This is a genomic window from Enterococcus sp. AZ009 (assembly GCF_050548785.1).
Lineage (GTDB): Bacteria > Bacillota > Bacilli > Lactobacillales > Enterococcaceae > Enterococcus_D > Enterococcus_D entomosocium.
This window is the reverse complement of sequence record NZ_CP172960.1, coordinates 2824989-2841576: the sequence shown is the minus strand read 5'-3', so window position 1 is coordinate 2841576 and position 16588 is coordinate 2824989. Positions and strand designations below refer to the sequence as shown.

The 16588-nt window shown below is 41.9% G+C and carries 16 protein-coding genes and 2 tRNA genes; all 18 read left to right on the top strand.

Features of this window, described 5'->3' with window-relative positions:
* Nucleotides 1–2: 2 nt before the first annotated feature.
* Entirely contained in the window at nucleotides 3–980 is a 978-nt protein-coding gene (locus IGJ74_RS13505) for a branched-chain amino acid ABC transporter permease (RefSeq protein WP_005228744.1), read from the top strand.
* Nucleotides 961–1737, top strand: coding sequence for an ABC transporter ATP-binding protein (locus IGJ74_RS13500; RefSeq protein ID WP_008380898.1), 777 nt, complete (start codon nucleotides 961–963; stop codon nucleotides 1735–1737). The genes IGJ74_RS13505 and IGJ74_RS13500 overlap by 20 nt, the downstream gene beginning before the upstream one ends.
* Nucleotides 1737–2438, top strand: coding sequence for an ABC transporter ATP-binding protein (locus IGJ74_RS13495; protein ID WP_005234392.1), 702 nt, complete (start codon nucleotides 1737–1739; stop codon nucleotides 2436–2438). Before IGJ74_RS13500 ends, IGJ74_RS13495 begins: the two co-directional genes overlap by 1 nt.
* A 3-nt stretch (nucleotides 2439–2441) precedes the next feature.
* Nucleotides 2442–3089, top strand: a complete 648-nt coding sequence (locus IGJ74_RS13490) for a CBS and ACT domain-containing protein (RefSeq protein ID WP_005234394.1) — start codon at nucleotides 2442–2444, stop codon at nucleotides 3087–3089.
* A 122-nt stretch (nucleotides 3090–3211) separates the two neighbouring features.
* Nucleotides 3212–3445: a DUF2969 domain-containing protein gene (locus IGJ74_RS13485; RefSeq protein WP_005228752.1), complete on the top strand. Its 234-nt coding sequence runs from the start codon at nucleotides 3212–3214 to the stop codon at nucleotides 3443–3445.
* A gap of 85 nt (nucleotides 3446–3530) precedes the next feature.
* Nucleotides 3531–3614, top strand: a tRNA-Tyr gene (locus IGJ74_RS13480).
* A gap of 4 nt (nucleotides 3615–3618) precedes the next feature.
* Nucleotides 3619–3690, top strand: a tRNA-Gln gene (locus IGJ74_RS13475).
* Nucleotides 3691–3794: 104 nt separating this feature from the next.
* Complete coding sequence (locus IGJ74_RS13470; RefSeq protein ID WP_086297747.1) at nucleotides 3795–3977, top strand: hypothetical protein; 183 nt, start codon at nucleotides 3795–3797, stop codon at nucleotides 3975–3977.
* 110 nt (nucleotides 3978–4087) lie between these two features.
* Nucleotides 4088–4795: an EAL domain-containing protein gene (locus IGJ74_RS13465; protein WP_005234399.1), complete on the top strand. Its 708-nt coding sequence runs from the start codon at nucleotides 4088–4090 to the stop codon at nucleotides 4793–4795.
* 4 nt (nucleotides 4796–4799) lie between these two features.
* On the top strand, nucleotides 4800–5909 hold the full coding sequence (locus IGJ74_RS13460) for a GGDEF domain-containing protein (protein WP_086297741.1): 1110 nt from the start codon (nucleotides 4800–4802) through the stop codon (nucleotides 5907–5909).
* Nucleotides 5910–6241: 332 nt separating this feature from the next.
* The gene (locus IGJ74_RS13455; protein WP_005234402.1) at nucleotides 6242–7294 is read left to right on the top strand and encodes a GGDEF domain-containing protein; all 1053 of its coding nucleotides are present in this window, start codon (nucleotides 6242–6244) and stop codon (nucleotides 7292–7294) included.
* A gap of 60 nt (nucleotides 7295–7354) precedes the next feature.
* Nucleotides 7355–8395 (top strand): bifunctional glycosyltransferase family 2/GtrA family protein, encoded by a 1041-nt coding sequence (locus tag IGJ74_RS13450; protein WP_008380912.1) that lies wholly within the window; start codon nucleotides 7355–7357, stop codon nucleotides 8393–8395.
* Nucleotides 8392–10656, top strand: a complete 2265-nt coding sequence (locus tag IGJ74_RS13445; RefSeq protein ID WP_086297732.1) for a glycosyltransferase family 2 protein — start codon at nucleotides 8392–8394, stop codon at nucleotides 10654–10656. Before IGJ74_RS13450 ends, IGJ74_RS13445 begins: the two co-directional genes overlap by 4 nt.
* A complete protein-coding gene (locus IGJ74_RS13440; protein WP_086316460.1) occupies nucleotides 10631–12460 on the top strand; it encodes a lantibiotic ABC transporter permease in 1830 nt (609 codons plus the stop codon). Before IGJ74_RS13445 ends, IGJ74_RS13440 begins: the two co-directional genes overlap by 26 nt.
* 303 nt (nucleotides 12461–12763) lie before the next feature.
* Nucleotides 12764–14668 carry a BglG family transcription antiterminator gene (locus IGJ74_RS13435; protein ID WP_061053126.1) on the top strand — a complete coding sequence of 635 codons (1905 nt, stop codon included), beginning with the start codon at nucleotides 12764–12766 and terminating at the stop codon, nucleotides 14666–14668.
* Nucleotide 14669: 1 nt separating this feature from the next.
* Nucleotides 14670–15119, top strand: a complete 450-nt coding sequence (locus IGJ74_RS13430; RefSeq protein ID WP_005234407.1) for a PTS sugar transporter subunit IIA — start codon at nucleotides 14670–14672, stop codon at nucleotides 15117–15119.
* Nucleotides 15120–15142: 23 nt separating this feature from the next.
* Nucleotides 15143–15460, top strand: coding sequence for a PTS fructose transporter subunit IIB (locus IGJ74_RS13425; protein WP_005234408.1), 318 nt, complete (start codon nucleotides 15143–15145; stop codon nucleotides 15458–15460).
* A complete protein-coding gene (locus IGJ74_RS13420; RefSeq protein WP_082741519.1) occupies nucleotides 15450–16586 on the top strand; it encodes a PTS fructose transporter subunit IIC in 1137 nt (378 codons plus the stop codon). Before IGJ74_RS13425 ends, IGJ74_RS13420 begins: the two co-directional genes overlap by 11 nt.
* The last annotated feature ends 2 nt before the right edge of the window (nucleotides 16587–16588 follow it).

The following is a 16588-nucleotide window of genomic DNA, read 5'->3' as shown; positions in this document are numbered from 1 at the left end:
AAATGAAAAAGAATTTACGTTACAACTTAATCTGGCTCGCTCTGGCAGCTATTCTTTATTTTGGATTATTTGCAGCCTACAATGGCGGAATGATTAATTTGTTCTCTGATGCGATCATCGTCAATATCGGAATCAATATCATCTTGGCAGTCAGTTTGAATCTAATCATCGGCTTTTCAGGGCAATTCTCCTTAGGACATGCTGGGTTTATGGCAATCGGTGCTTATGCTGGCGCGATCCTGTCGGCAAGCAATCCAACCTTTGGCGGCTTTTTAACTGGTTTACTGGTGGGGATGCTGGTTTCAGGTGCAGTCGCATTAGTGGTTGGGATTCCGACCCTCCGTTTAAAAGGCGACTATCTAGCGATCGCTACCCTAGGTGTGGCAGAGATCATTCGGATCTTGTTGGTGAACCTACGAGGCTTGACCAATGGTCCTGCTGGAATTTTCGGATTGCCCCAATTCAGTAATTGGCAGATCGTCTTTCTCTTTGCCGTTCTATCGATTCTTGTCGTTTCAAACTTTATCCATAGCGGACCAGGCAGAGCGACTTTAGCGATTCGGGAAGATGAGATCGCTGCAGAATCGATGGGGGTCAACACAACGAAATACAAGGTAATTGCGTTTGTGATGGGGGCAGTGATGGCAAGCATTGCTGGTACCCTTTATGCCAGCTATCAGCAGTCGGTTTTCCCACGAGATTACGGTTTTATGAAATCGATCGATGTGTTGATCATCGTCGTTTTTGGAGGGCTTGGGAGTACCACAGGAGCGGTTGTTTCGGCAGTAGTGCTAGGAATCTTAAACATGTACTTGCAAGGCTTCTCTGATTTGCGCATGATCATTTATGCATTGGCTTTGATCATCATCATGATCTTTAAACCAAGCGGACTTTTAGGGACCTGGGAATTCTCCGTAAAAGGACTGTTGGACAAATTTAGAAAAAAGGGGGATGACAACGATGCCTCTATTAGAAGTTAAAAGCTTAACGAAAAACTTCGGTGGTTTAGCTGCTGTTTCTCATGTAGACCTCCATCTAGATACCAATGAGCTGGTCGGGTTGATTGGACCAAACGGTGCCGGCAAGACAACGCTCTTTAACCTCCTGACAGGTGTTTATGAGCCTAGTGAAGGCGAAGTGCTTTTTGAGACCCAAGGTAAGCCAAAACGTTTAAATGGCGTGAAGCCTTATAAAATCGCGGATTTAGGCCTTTCAAGAACCTTCCAAAATATTCGCTTGTTTAAAAACTTGACCGTAATGGATAACGTCTTGATCGCTATGAACAGTAAGCATAAAGAAGGACTACTGACGAGCATCTTGCGTTTGCCAAAGTATTACAAAAACGAAGAATCCATGAAGAAAAAAGCCTTAGAGCTGTTACGGATCTTTGATATGGATGGCAAAAGCCAAACGTTAGCGAAAAATTTGCCTTATGGCGAGCAACGCCGTTTAGAGATCGTACGCGCATTGGCTACAGAGCCAAAAATTTTGTTTCTTGACGAGCCGGCAGCGGGGATGAATCCTCAGGAAACAACAGAACTGACAAAGCTGATCTATAAGATCCAAAAAGATTTTCAATTGACGATCCTCTTGATCGAGCATGATATGAGTTTGGTCATGGAAGTGTGCGAACGGATCTATGTACTGGAATACGGGCAAGTCATCGCCCACGGTGAACCAGAAGAGATCAAAAACAATCCACGGGTAATCGAAGCCTATCTAGGAGGGGAAATCTGATGCTGGAAATTCAAAATTTAAGTGTTCACTACGGCATGATCCAAGCAGTTCATGATGTTTCCTTCCACGTCAATCAAGGAGAGATCGTTTCGCTGATTGGTGCCAATGGTGCCGGAAAAACCACGATTTTACGGACGATTTCTGGATTGATCCGTCCTTCAAAAGGCTCCGTCACTTTTGAAGGAAAGCAAATTGAGAAAGAAGCACCGCAAAAAATCGTCGCAAACGGCTTGTCGCAGGTGCCAGAAGGGCGGCACGTCTTTTCCGGTTTGACGGTTCAAGAAAACTTAGAGATGGGCGCCTTCTTGCGTAAAGACAGTGGTGTCAAAGAAGACTATGAACAAGTTTATCGCAAGTTTCCTGTATTGAAAGAACGCCTCTCGCAAGATGCGTCGACATTATCTGGCGGTGAGCAGCAGATGTTGGCAATGGGGCGGGCATTGATGTCAAAACCGCGCTTGCTTTTGCTGGATGAGCCATCGATGGGCTTGGCGCCAATTTTTATCAAAGAAATTTTTTCCATCATTCAAGAAATCAAGCAGCAAGGAACGACTGTGCTGCTGATCGAACAAAATGCGAAAATGGCTTTATCGATTGCCGATCGCGGCTATGTATTAGAAACCGGGAAAATCGTTTTAGAAGGTACCGGAGAAGAATTACTAGCAAGCGATGAAGTTAGAAAAGCGTATCTAGGAGGTTAAACAATGAGCGTAAGTGATTTTATGACGAAGACGGTCATCACCGTCGATTCACAAACACCGATCTTTGATGCAATAGATGTGATGAAGCAGCACGATATCCATCGTCTACCTGTCGTTGATGATGGCAAATTAGTAGGGTTGATCACAGAAGGAACGATCGCTGAAGCAACTCCCTCAAAAGCGACCAGCTTAAGCGTTTATGAAATGAACTATCTCTTAAATAAAACGACGGTCGCTGATATCATGTTGAAAAAAGTGACCACGATTGAACCGGAAGCTTTATTAGAGGATGCGATTTCGGTGATGCGAAGTGAAAACGTTGGGGTTTTACCAGTCATGGATGATGATGCCTTAGTGGGAATCATTACCAACAATGATATTTTCGATGCCTTTTTGAAAATCACTGGGTACCACGATGGTGGAACACGAGTGTCCATTGAGATCACGGATGACCATGTGGGTGTTTTAGCAGACGTGACGAAACTCCTTGCGGATCATCAGATGAGTATTTTGACGATTGTGGTAAATCGGATGGCACTAAAAACAGTTGTTGAGATCCAAGTAGAATCACGGCAAGTCGCAGCAATCGAGAAAATTTTAAGCGATGCAGGCTATACCGTGACGAGTGCTGTCTTGACGAACCAGAAGTGATCTAAGAAAAAGTAGCTGATCGTAAAGATTGGCTACTTTTTTTATTTCCAGAAGAGATTTTCTTTTTCTTTTGTTGCTTTTCTGTTAAAATAGGAAGGTGCTGTAAAGAAAGAGGTGCAACCATGTCTAAGAAAAATAAAGATATCGAAGTACGTATTGAAGAAACAACAAAAGCCATTCATGGCAAAGACTATACCGTCAATGAATTATTCATCGGAAAAAAACGCATTGGTGAGATTTTAACAACTGGACCAAAAGAATTTCAAAGCTTTTTAGGGGATGAAGATCTAGGTTCGAGCAGAAGCTTAGAAGCTGCCATCGAGATGATTATTCGTCAATGGAATTTACATGAATAATTTCTAGAAAAATTTACTTTTTGCTCTTGCAATTTGTTATCTTTTTCGGTATTATAACTATTGTCAGGTTTGAGAAAAACCTTTTGGAGGAGTAGCGAAGTGGCTAAACGCGACGGACTGTAAATCCGTTCCTTAGGGTTCAGTGGTTCGAATCCACTCTCCTCCACCATTATTGGGGTATAGCCAAGCGGTAAGGCAACGGACTTTGACTCCGTCATGCGTTGGTTCGAATCCAGCTACCCCAGTCAAAGAGATACGTAGAAAAAAACAGCAAGCACTCTTGCTGTTTTTTTGTTATTTAAAAAGAATCGGGTTTTTTTATAAGTACTTAAAGAAACAGGAGACTGATATGGAAGAAGCCACTTTCAACAAGCTAGTTTCTACGAAATTGAAAAAAGCAATGGTTGCTTTGGGGCATTTCTATGAAACAGGCATGGAGTGGAACGGAAAATCACAGTCGATTCTTTCACAGAAATTTCTTTCAGAGAATTTAAAATATTTGGGCATTTTTGGTTCTGTTTGGTATACTTAGGCAAATCAGTTCCTTTGAGAGAACCATTTTATAGCATGAGAAACGAGCGATGACAGGAATATTGCCGATTTTCGGAAGTGATAACTTTACTAGATGGGGGCTTAACGAAGATGGGAAATGAAACGACTTGGGAGAACACAGACCGCCTTTATCTGTTGTGTCAACCAATCATGCAGGTAAAATCGCTAAGTCAGCAAGAGGTGAATGGCTATGAAGTCTTGCTACGTAGCGAGAAGAACAACCGATTTCCACAGCAAGAATTCAGCACAATGATTCAAACTGAAAGTGGCAATCAGCAATTGATGAGATGGTATGCCAAGGAATTGCGGCGTCTATGCAAAAAAAAGCCGGAAACCCGCTTTAGTGTCAATATACATCCACAACAGCTGCTGTGGCAGTCTACGTGGTCCTTTTTTGAAACGATGGCTGTTTATAAGGCGCAGTTGCAGATTGAATTGACGGAACACCCCGTACGCATACAGCAAGAGTCATTTGATTTGTCTGTAGCCATTGCAAAAATTAAAGCTTATGGTTATGTGATCGCGGTCGATGATATCGGTTGCGGACAAAATACCCTCTCGTTGGTCTTTGCCAATCTTGCCAGCGTTGATTGTTTGAAATTTTCGTTGTTACCGTTTATTCAGCTTGATGAGGAGATTGGCTTCAGCTTTTTGGCTTGTTGGTTGAAGGTTGCCCAAAAATATCAGCTTGAGCTGATCGTTGAAGGGATCGAGAACCGCGAAAAAATGGTCCAGTTGCTTGAGATGGGGGTGCATTTGCAACAAGGATATTTATGGTCTAAAGGAGAGCGATTGTGATGGAATGTTAGAACGAGGCGTGCTTTTGGCGTTTGGTTTGCCGCTGATGATTGCCAGTTTACTGGTGACCGCAGATGTTTTTGTACGAAGTGTGCAAAAAATATCGGTTTCTCGTCCATTTAAGTATTTTATTATTGGTATTCTGACGTTTACGCATTTGTATTTTATTCTTTCTTTCTCAATGAATTCAGTTGGGTTTATCTGTTATCAATACACAACTGCTTTTATTGCGAGTCATTTTTTCTATGGTGATCGTGGCAAGATCTTGATTTTGATAACGCCGTGTATGGTCGTTTTCTATTTACTGTTTGTCGGTTTTTCTGACATTGGCAAAGCCTTTTATTTACCGCTATTAGGTGTCGGTGTCTTTGTCCTTGATTTTCTCTTATCAAAAATCAAGTCGCTGCGTCCGCAACAGCAATTTTATATGATGTATTTTTTGACCTGCCTGCTCTCACCGCGTTTTTCGATGCTAGTCCATCATACGACGACCTATGACTGGGAAGCGATGTTGGCAGTATTTGTTGGTTCTTTCGTGCTGCTAGGAAGTTTTATGTGGTTGCATCGATTGATTGAGGGGCAAGAATACCAAGTACTGGCAGAGTTAGCGAATAGTAAGATCGATGCGTTGACCGGCTGCTTCAACTATGGGACCTATAACCACGATCTGCTTCAAGCCGTTTCACAGAAAAAGACTGTGACGATCGCCATGATCGATCTCGATCACTTCAAAAAGGTCAACGACCGTTATGGTCATATCGCCGGAAATGAGCTATTGAGAACTTTCGCCTCACGGACGGCCACTTTTTTAGAGGCGCATTTTGCCGAGACCTTTTCCTTTTATCGTTATGGCGGCGAAGAGTTCTGTGTCGTGATCGAAGGGGATGTCAAAGAACAGACCGTAGCTGCGATGACGACACTGTGTCAAACCATTTCTAGTAGTATGTTTCCTGTCGCTAATTTTGAAAAAGGGACGATGTCTTTGTCTTGCGGCGTTGAAGCGAGCACCGTTTGTCATGGGGATATCTTGGCAGCCGTCGAAAGAGCCGATCAAGCACTCTATCTCGCAAAACAAAGTGGTCGAAACCGGGTGTGCACCTTACCTGAGACGTAAAAAAATAATGAAAAAATGATTTGCACAAATTCACAAAGAATTAAATCTTTATGCACAAATTGTTAGTAATAATAAAGAAATAATGTTATTTATTTACAAAATATACATTTTGATTATTTTATTTATCTTGAGAATCTTCGCATATCAACAAAAAGATTGAAACTATGTATAATTTCTGGTAAATTATTCTAAATCAAGAGTGATAAAAACTGTCAATAATTAATAGTGATTCTTACTTGATGCTTTGTCCGCTTTTCCAATGAAATGTTTCTGGAATTGTCCCGTCGAATCAGCAAGTAAGGGTTCTTTTTTTTAGAAAGGAAGCACAGGAAATGGCAAATACGCTGGTTGTCAATACACTCGCAAATTTAGGCGCAATTATCATCAATATTTATTTGTTATTCAAAATCAGTGACGGATTCGTTGGCCAAGGGACGTTCAAAGCGAAACAGATCGCAGCGGCGATTGCTTGTGAAACCGTGGTGGGGATGCTGATGATGAATTTCTCTTATGTCGTATACGAAACGCGATTTGACCTGCGCTTCTTGCTTTACGCTTTTTCCATGAAATATCTGGGGTGGAAGGTGACCGTACCGACGATGGTCAATCTAGCGTTAGGGCGTTTCTTGTTTGAAGTATCAAAATCTTCTTGGCTGAACTTATATCTTACGTTTTTTTTGATGGTGACACTGACATTTCTGCATGCCTGGGCCAAACGGCGATTTACTGACAAACAAGAGTTGTTCCTATCAATAACCTACTTGATCGCTATCTCCTTTCTTTTTGGTTTTTATTTGACGGGTGATATTCAAAAAACGACCCTAATTTATATAGTTTATGGCATTCTCGCCTATACGTTGGCGTTTTTCCTTTATTCGATAGTCAATGATATGCAGCGCATTTTGGCATTGGTCAAAATCGATGATCTTACGCAGTTGAACAACTTTCGTAAATTTCAAGATGACCGCCAACGCCTAGATACGACCGAGGTGGACTTATCGATCGCTTTGATCGATATCGATCATTTCAAAAATTACAATGACCGTTACGGACACCGTGCCGGGGATGTGATTTTGCAAGAAATCGCTCGTATTTTTTCGACCTACTGTACGGCGAGCAATCCGGTCTATCGCATCGGTGGGGAAGAGTTTGCGATCTTGATCCAAGGAGACGCACAGGCTGCTGCTTATCTCCTTGAAAAAATTCAAAAGCGCATCCGTTACCAAGAAATCATCTTGGATGCCGGTGATTCGGTCAGCATCACGTTGTCGATTGGGATCGCACAACGGCAAAGGGGTGAGTTGCTACAACAAACGCAAGAACGTGCGGATCAAGCATTGTATCGAGCCAAACGCAGCGGTCGCGACCAACTCTGTCTTTACTGATGGGGGTGGCTTCTTTTCTTTTTTTGTTTTCAAAAATACTACCTTAAATGAGGAGCGCATATGGAAAATAGTTTAATCATGATTCCTTCGCTAGAACCTGACCACAAACTGCTGGCTCTGGTGGAGAAAATTCGTTTGCATAATCAGCACCTGCCGATTTTGGTCGTGGATGATGGCAGTGGGGCAGCTTATCAGTCCGTCTTTTCGGCATTGGAACAGAAGTTTGGTTGTCAGGTTTTGACCCATCCAAAGAATCAGGGAAAAGGCGCAGCCATCAAAACCGCTCTCACTGAAGTGCTGACAAACCAGCCAGCTGTTGAATTTATGGTGACCATTGATTCGGACGGGCAGCATGAGTATACCGATATGATGGCTTGCTTAGCAAAGGCCCAAGCCCATCCGGACAGCATTATTTTAGGGACCCGATCCTTTGGCAAAGAAGTGCCCTTGCGGAGTAAGTTCGGCAACATTTTGACCCGAAATATCCTGCGTTTAGCGACTGGTCTTGCTATTGAGGATTCGCAGACGGGCTTAAGGGTTTTCCCTCGAAAATTCATGACAGATTTGTTGGCGATCTCAGGTGAGCGTTTTGAATATGAAACGCGGATGCTAATCGAAGCCCAGAAGCGGGGGTGGCCGATTCTTTCACAACCGATCGCAACCATCTATATTGAAGAAAATGCCTCTTCCCATTTTCGGGTCTTGGCAGATTCTGTCGCTATCTATAGCGTCTTTTTGAAGTATTTGTTTTCATCTGTGGTCTCCTTTTTTGTCGATGTGATCGCTTATGCGTTATTGATCCATTTCTTGTCTGTCATCAATCTGTCCTCCATCGTGATCGCTTCGTTGGGTGCCCGATTGATTTCGGCGATCGTCAATTACTACATCAATCGCGAGCTTGTTTTTGGTCAACGGACAAAGAACAGTATGCTGCAGTATTTTTTATTGGTGATCGTACAGATTTTGCTGTCCTCTTTTCTCGTCTACCTGATTTATTTGATCCTACCGATCGGAGATTCTGTGTTGTTAAAAATAGGCGTCGATTGCCTGCTCTTTTTCTTTAGTTACCATGTGCAAAAAAATGTCATCTTTAAGGAGTGATTGAGGTGGAACAAAAACGTTTGCCTTGGGCGAAAAAAGTCGTTTACTTTCTGGCGTTTGTCTTTTCGCTGATCTATTTATCATGGCGGGGGCTGTATACATTGCCATGGCACGAGTCTTGGTTTGCCTTGCTGTTTGGTTTGCTGCTTTGGGGCAGTGAGATCGTATCGAACTTTACGGGCTTGCTGTTGATTTGGAACAAAAACAAAGCAAAGCCCTTTGAAAAACCGGTCGTGCCAGAAGCCGACTATCCGGCGATCGATGTGTTGATTGCTACTCATAATGAAGAAGTGCCGCTTTTATTAAAAACGGTCAATGCGGCAGTTCATATGAAATACCCCGATCCCAAAAAAGTTCACATCTATTTGTCAGATGACACCAACCGTCCAGAGGTCAAAGCACTGGCAGATAAATTTGGCATCGGCTATATCGGATTGATCGGCAATCAGCATGCCAAGTCAGGCAATCTCAATCATGCATTATCAAAAACCAATTCGCCGCTAGTGGCGACCTTTGATGCAGATATGATTCCTTACTCAGATTTTTTGCTGGAAACAGTGCCATATTTTGTGGCAAATCAGCAGGAACGCCGCAATGACCAGACCATCAAACCGTTGGGCTTTGTTCAAACACCGCAAAGTTTTTACAATGCGGATCTTTTTCAGTACAATCTTTTTTCAGAAGCGGCGATCCCTAACGAGCAGGACTTCTTTTCCAGAGAAGTCAATGTTTTGAACAACGCCCATGATACCGCTATTTATACAGGTTCCAATACGGTGATTGCACGAGAAGCGATCGAAGCCGCTGGCGGATTTCCGACGGACACGATCACGGAAGATTTTGAATTAGGCGCCTTGATCAATTGCCAAGGTTATCGCAGTTTATCAACACTGCAGCCAATGGCCAGCGGTCTGTCTCCAATTGATATCCCAAGTGCCTTAAAGCAGCGAATTCGCTGGGGAAGAGGAGTGGTCCAAAGTGTCCACAATCTCCATCTTTTTAAGAATAAGACGTTGTCTTTGGCGCAAAAAATGGTTTTCTTAAACAGCTATTTGTATTGGTGGTCGTTTCTACGACGGCTACTATTTATTTTCGCGCCGATTTTGTACACCGTCTTTAATGTAAGGGTCGTAGAGACAAACTTTTGGGTCTTGCTGCTGTTTTGGCTGCCAAGCTATACGTTCTTGCATTTGGCGATGCAGGATTTGAGCAGTGATATTCGAACGCAGCGTTGGGGCGAGATCCAGGAAACGATTTTTGCACCTTACCTAGTGATTCCTGTCTTTTTGCAAGCCATTGGCATCAAAGAGACCCGCTTCAAGGTGACTAATAAAGCAGCAACTCAGTCTAAAAAAGACTTGTTGTTTGTGGTGCCGCATTTGTTGCTGTTGATTTTGACGATTATCGGCTTAGTGAAGTTTAATTACGGCAAATTCGGCTCAGAGATTTTCTACGGCAGTGTGTTGACCTTCTGGCTGCTGACCCATTTCTTTAACTTAACCTTTGCGGTCTTATTTTATCTCGGTCGCCCGATTTATCGAACGACGGAACGGTTCAGAGCCCATTATCCTGTTGAAGTTTCCGACCAAGACGCCAGCTATTCTTTGATGACAGAAAATATCTCAGAAAATGGCTTGTCCTTCGTTTCTGACGTTCCTCTTTATTTTCCGCCAGATGCGCCGCTGACTTTTAAAATCACCCGTAATGGCTACCAAGCAGAGATGACTGGAAATATTGTCCGCGTCTTTTCTGGAAAAGATCGATGGGTCTATGGCGTTGCTTTAAACCAGTTGACAGAAAAAGATTACTTAGCCTATCTGCAGATCATTTATGATGGCTTCAATCAAAGCCTGCCGGTTCTGCGGGATCCGTGGATGACCTTCTTTGACAGTCTTTTTGAAAATCTCGGTAAGCATCTGCTGCAAGCCAAACAAAAGCCATTGCCGCCTCAAAGAGTGCCCATACTGACCATTGATCAAAAATGGCACTTTGATGAAGGAACCTATGCGGTCACAACATTTGGTTTTGATCAGTTCACGTTGGCAAAAACAGAGGAGGTCGAGATGCCGGTCCATCTAAACTTACCGATCAGTAATCTTGTGCTTCACGCTGAAAAAGCGACGCTTCAGCCAAAAGAAAATCAAGTGATATATCAAGTAAGCAATCTTTCAGAGCTGCGTTCCACAGTAGCCCTCCAAGAATGGGTAGACAGCTTGCTGAGAAAGGAGGCAGACGATGATCGAGATCCTGCTGCGATTTAGTCTATTTGGTTTATCATTAGCTGGCTATGCCTATCTTTTTGTACGAGTTTGTCATTTTACCAAATACATTAGCTGGATCGCTGCCTGCTGTTTGCCGATCCTCGTTCTTTCCTTTGTCGCATATGGTCCCAAAGGATGGTTGATCTGGGGGGCCTGGTTTTTATTTGGTCTTGGCTTACTATTATGCGTTTGGCGTTTTTGGCAGGAGCGCCATCAGGTGCGCTGGGGTTTACAAGAGCCCATCATGCTGTGGTTTTATGGCTATTTTGCTTTGTTCGTTTTAACATTGCTTCACAGTCATTTGACCCACTATGACAACTTCTCTCATTGGGCGACGATCGTTAAATTCCTTTATACGCAGGGACAATTGCCAACGGCAACCGATGCCATCATCAGTTTTACTTCCTATCCTTTAGGCAGCTCACTGTTTGTTACTTATACAGCAATCATCGTTGGCTATCATGAGAATGTCTTGCTGATTGGTCAATTGATTTTGATTTTCTGTAGTCTGTATAGTTTTTTTGCGATTATTCGTGATCCGAAAAGAAAGCTGGCTTTTGTCTTGGTCTTCACCAGCATGGCCGTATTCAATTATTTTAATATTGCGATTCGAATGAATAATTTGCTGGTAGACTTCATTCTTCCCGTTTTAACTTTGGCAGGCATCTCCGGGTTATTTTCTTTAAAAGGCAAAGTGCTGCCTTCAATCAGCTACTTTCTTTTGATTGGCGCCTCTCTTGATTTGGTCAAAAATAGTGCCGTCTTTTTTCTGCTGATTTTAGGTGGCTATTTACTAGTCTGCTTATGGCAGGCATCAATTCGTTGGCGGCAACGGCTAGGCTTGATGATTGTAGGATTAGCTGCCATTGGGCTATCTGTCCTGCCGGCGATTCTTTGGAACCTGCATGTCAAAGCGAATTTTCCTAAATCGAAGCATGAAGTCAGCGTGACCGCTTATAAACAGATTTTTGGTGAAAAGGATTCTCAGATACTGCAGCAGATTACGGATGTTTTTGTCAAAACGATCACGGATGTTACGACGGTTTCCACGCAAGGGATTCTCTTGATCCAGGTCATCCTGTTGGGCAGTTGGCTATTTGTCCGATTTATTATAAAAAAACGCAATCCATTTCTAAAAGAACTGCTGTTGATCGATGGTATTATTGGTCTCTATTACTTGGGTATTTACGCCATGTTCTTGTTCTCGATGCCCACTGATGAAGCACTGTCTTTGGCAGGGTTCGATCGCTATGCTTCGAGTATTGTGATCTTGGCATTAGGTTTGATGACCTTTTTCATGGTCCGGGGCATTGATCATTTGTATCATGAACAAGCGATCGATCGGCGAAACTACCGTAGTTTTGCCAGCTTGACCACAAAAAAAATCTATCAATACAGTACCTTGATTCTGTTATTTTTTGCGACATTGCTGATCCTTTCAGAAAATAATGGCATGCGTTATACCAATCGTGAATATGCTGCTTCGATTCCAGCACAAGTTTCAGCCGTTACTGGCGATCGCTTTGACCTAAACCAGAAAAAATACTTGGTCGTCAGTACCAATAAAGAAGCAGTAGACAGCTACTTAGTTGGCTATGTCGGCAAATATTACTTGTTTTCACCCAATGTCGATGGCCGAGAGAATTTCCTCTTATCAGATGCAGATTTTCGCACGCTATTAAAACAATACGATGAAGTCGTCGTCCTAGAAGAGCACTATACCTTTAATGCCATGACGAAGAAGCTAACAGGCAAGACCTTTGCCCCTGGTGTTTATTCGGTGGCGGAGGTGTTGGGGCAATAGATGAAGGAATTGCTCAAGCGTGTCTCGTTATTAGAGAATCAAAAGTTAAAATACCAATGAAACAGACGTATCGTTTGTTCATTGGTATTTTTTTTCTGTTCCCACTGAGTAATATCCTCTATACTATGAAAATACCAAAAGATATGTAAATAATCTGGATTAAACGAAAGGGTACACATGAATAAAAAAACGGCGCAATATTTTCAGTGCCTATGATTTACTGTAATCAATACAGTAAAAGTAAGTGTTTTCATTTTTTTGAGAAAAAGCTACCATTAGAAATGTAGACGAGGTGAAAGTTTCATGATCAGTGAACGGGAAAAAGCAATTATTCGATATCTCTTAGAGAATGGACCAACAACGGTTGCTAAAATTGGGTTGCATATGTCGCTTTCGCAAAAGACAGTTTCGCAATCGCTAAAGAGAATTGATGAATTTTTGCAGGAAACAGCAATAAGGCTTGTTCGCAAACCTAGAGTAGGTGTATTTCTTGATGGCGATTCAGCTGAAATTCTAAAGTATCTTGATGGGAACGAGGAATCAAACTTACCGACGAGCAAAAAAGATCGTATTCAGTTTCTTTGCTTTGAAATACTGAAACAAAAAACGTATTTTACGCGTCAACAACTGCAAGATGCACTCTACATCAGTAAATCAACTTTAGAAAATGACATGGGGCAGGTAAGCGAGATCTTTCGTCATTTTAACGTTACGATTGAAGTTTTACCGGGGAAGGGTTCCTTTTTGAATTTGTCAGAACAAGAAAAACGTCGTTTAGCATTTGATTTGATCTACTATTTCTGGGGTGGAAATTGGAAAATAACACAAGAGCAGCAACGCTATTTGCATTCGATTCAAGGAATTCCTCAGTTTGTTAATGATTTTATTGACCTGACAAAAATTTCTTTAGTTGATACGCTCTTACAAGAGTATTTGAAAAAAGAACAAATTACGCTTAATGATGCTGCCTATCACTCACTATTGCTTCATCTAATCATCATGATTGATCGGGTCAAAGAGAAGAATTATCTGACTTTCGAAGAAAGAAGCCATCCTTTGATGGAGAATAGAGCTTTTTATCGATTTATCGCATCAATAGAAGAAACGTTTTCTCTGTCGTTGCCAGTTTCGGAAGTTCATTATATTTCGCTTCATATCTATGGGGATTCGTTGATGAAGAAGAATGACTCCGATGATTTGCTTGATGAAACGATACGAAAATTGATTCATGAGACGATCTCCCTACGCAATGAAAGTCTTTTGTTAGGATTGGTATCACATATCAAAGAAGCTATTTATCGCATTCAAAAAGGATTAGTCATTCATAACCCGTTTCTAAATGATGTGAAGAAGAATTTCCCTTTGTCTTTTGAGGAAGCGCTTCGATTAGCTCATGCCTTAAATTGGCAGTTTTCGATTTCGATCCCCGAAGATGAGGTTGCTTTTCTGGCCGTACACATCCAAGTGATGAAAGAACAGCGAGAAGAAAAACAACCGCAGAAAGTGAGTGTCTTATTAGTTTGTAGCAGTGGGAAAGGCACTTCACAACTATTAGCTGCTCGCATTCGGAGAAATTATGAGCAAATCGATATTTCCAGAATTCTTTCTATTCAAGAGTTGATTCAGACCAATATTTATGAGGACTTGATTTTATCGACAGTGGATTTAAAAATCGATTCGATTCCAACAATCAATGTTTCACCTGTACTGAATAAAGATGAGCAGCGAAAAATAGAAACCTTTTTAAAAAATGTCGAAGAAAAGCAAAATGGTTCTTTCAGTCAGTTTGCGAAACTGATTCACGAGGACTTGATTTTTTTAGATCATCATTTTGAAAATTATCAAGAGGTGATTACATTTATTGGAGAGCAGTTGGTTACTCGTGGGTATGTGATCGAGGAAATGATTGATTCTTCCCTAAAAAGGGAACAGCTTTCCTTTACTTCTTTTGGACGATTCGCAACGCCTCATGGGACGCCAGAATACGTGAAAAAATCAGCGATTGTATTTTTACGTCTTAATAATGAGATCCACTGGGGAGAAACAAAGGTGAAATATGTCTTTTTCATCTGTATCAAGGATGAAACTGTACAAGACCTTGAGGAAATCTATGACACGATGCTTAATGTGATGGAATCAGATGAACGAACCTTCCTCCTTAAAGGGACGAAAGATGAATTAAAAAAGTATTTACAAGGGGGAACATAAAATGAATATAGAAACACTACTACCTTTTGAACATATTGTTCTTGGTCTAGAGGCAACCACTAAAGAAGAAGTGGTCCGTCAATTAGCAAAAATATTAGTAATTGAAGGAATCGTTCAATCCGAAAATGAGTATGTTCAATCAGTCATGGAAAGAGAAGATCACTCGACCACAGGAATAGGCAATAATATAGCTATCCCTCATGGAAAAAGTCGTGCAGTTTCTGAACCCGCAATCGTTTTTGCTCGGTTAAAGGCACCATTAGAATGGCAATCTTTAGATGATGAACCGGTAACGGTTGTGATTATGCTTGCTATTCCTGAAGAACATCAAGGAGACACCCATTTACGGATTTTATCAGAAATTGCCATGAAATTGATGGATGAAGACATCACAGAAGCGCTGAAAAGCGAAACAGATAAAGAGATTATCGCGAAATTATTAAGCGAATAAAATGGAGAAAAGGGGAAAGACGAATGAAGAGAAAAATTATTGCAGTAACGGCGTGTGCCACAGGAGTTGCTCATACCTTTATGGCGGCACAGGCGCTAAAAAAAGCAGCAGCGAAACGTGGCGATTTAATCAAGGTTGAGACACAAGGAGCAACAGGTATCGAAAATGAATTGAACGAGCGGGATTGTCAAATTGGGGAAGTCGTGATTTTTGCCGTTGATACGAAAGTGAGAAATGAGGAGCGTTTCAATGGCAAAATGATTCTCAAAGTCCCGGTAGCAGCCCCTATAAAAAACGCAGAAAAAGTAATTGAAGATGCATTAAAGCTGATTGATCAATAAAGAGGAGGAAAATCAGATGAAAAAGTTGGCAAGTGAAATGAAAAATCATGTTTTAACAGGAATATCTTATATGATTCCTCTAGTGATTGCCGGAGCAGTTATCATGGCGATTTCTCGAGTAGGTGGATCAATATTTGGGATTGTTGATATTTGGGACGCCTCTCATGGAGAAAGTGCGAATACGATTATCCGATTACTCCATAGTTTAGATGGATTCGGTGGCATTGCGTTAGGACTGATGTTTCCCGTAATATCGGCATTTATTGCTTATTCGATTTCCGATAAGCTAGGGATTGCCCCTGGTCTTGTTGGAGGTATGTTAGTAAAAGACATTAACGCAGGCTTCTTAGGCGCAATTGTTTCAGGGTTGATCGCTGGGTACATCTGCTTGTGGATCAAAAACCATATCAAACTGCCAAAATCGATGGCATCGGTAGTTCCAGTGTTCTTAGTTCCTGTTTTAGGTACTTTAGTCACTGTCCTACTTGTGAACTATGTGATCGGTACACCATTTGCAGCTATCAATGTGGGCTTAGAGTCATGGTTGAACGGATTGAGTGGCGGAAATGCGGTCGTGATGGCGGCAGTTGTAGGGGCAATGGTTGGATTTGATCTTGGAGGGCCAGTAAATAAGGCAGCTGTGACAACCGCGATGGCTTTATTGACAAGTAACGTTTATGCACCAAACACTGCAGCACAAGTGGCGATTATCATTCCGCCAATTGGTTTAGGATTAGCGACTGTTTTTGCAAAGAATAAATACAATAACGAACTAAAAGAAGCAGGAAAATCGTCGATCATTATGGGACTAGTAGGTATTTCAGAAGGAGCGATCCCATTTGCGGTGGAAAATCCACTAAAAGTGATCCCAGTGAATATGATTGGTTCAGCGATTGGTTCTGCAATGGCTGTAGGTCTAGGAGCGGTCAATACAGCGCCAATCTCTGGTTTTTATGGTTGGTTCACCGTAGAAAAATGGCCACTGTATGTTTTATCGATTGCTACTGGCTCATTATTCATTGCGATTTGTACAAGCTTCCTACGTTCAAAAGATGCGGGGAAAGAAACAGATGCCACGATGGAAGAGTTTGACGAAGCGGCTTGGGAAGAGCAGTGGGAAGCATAGCT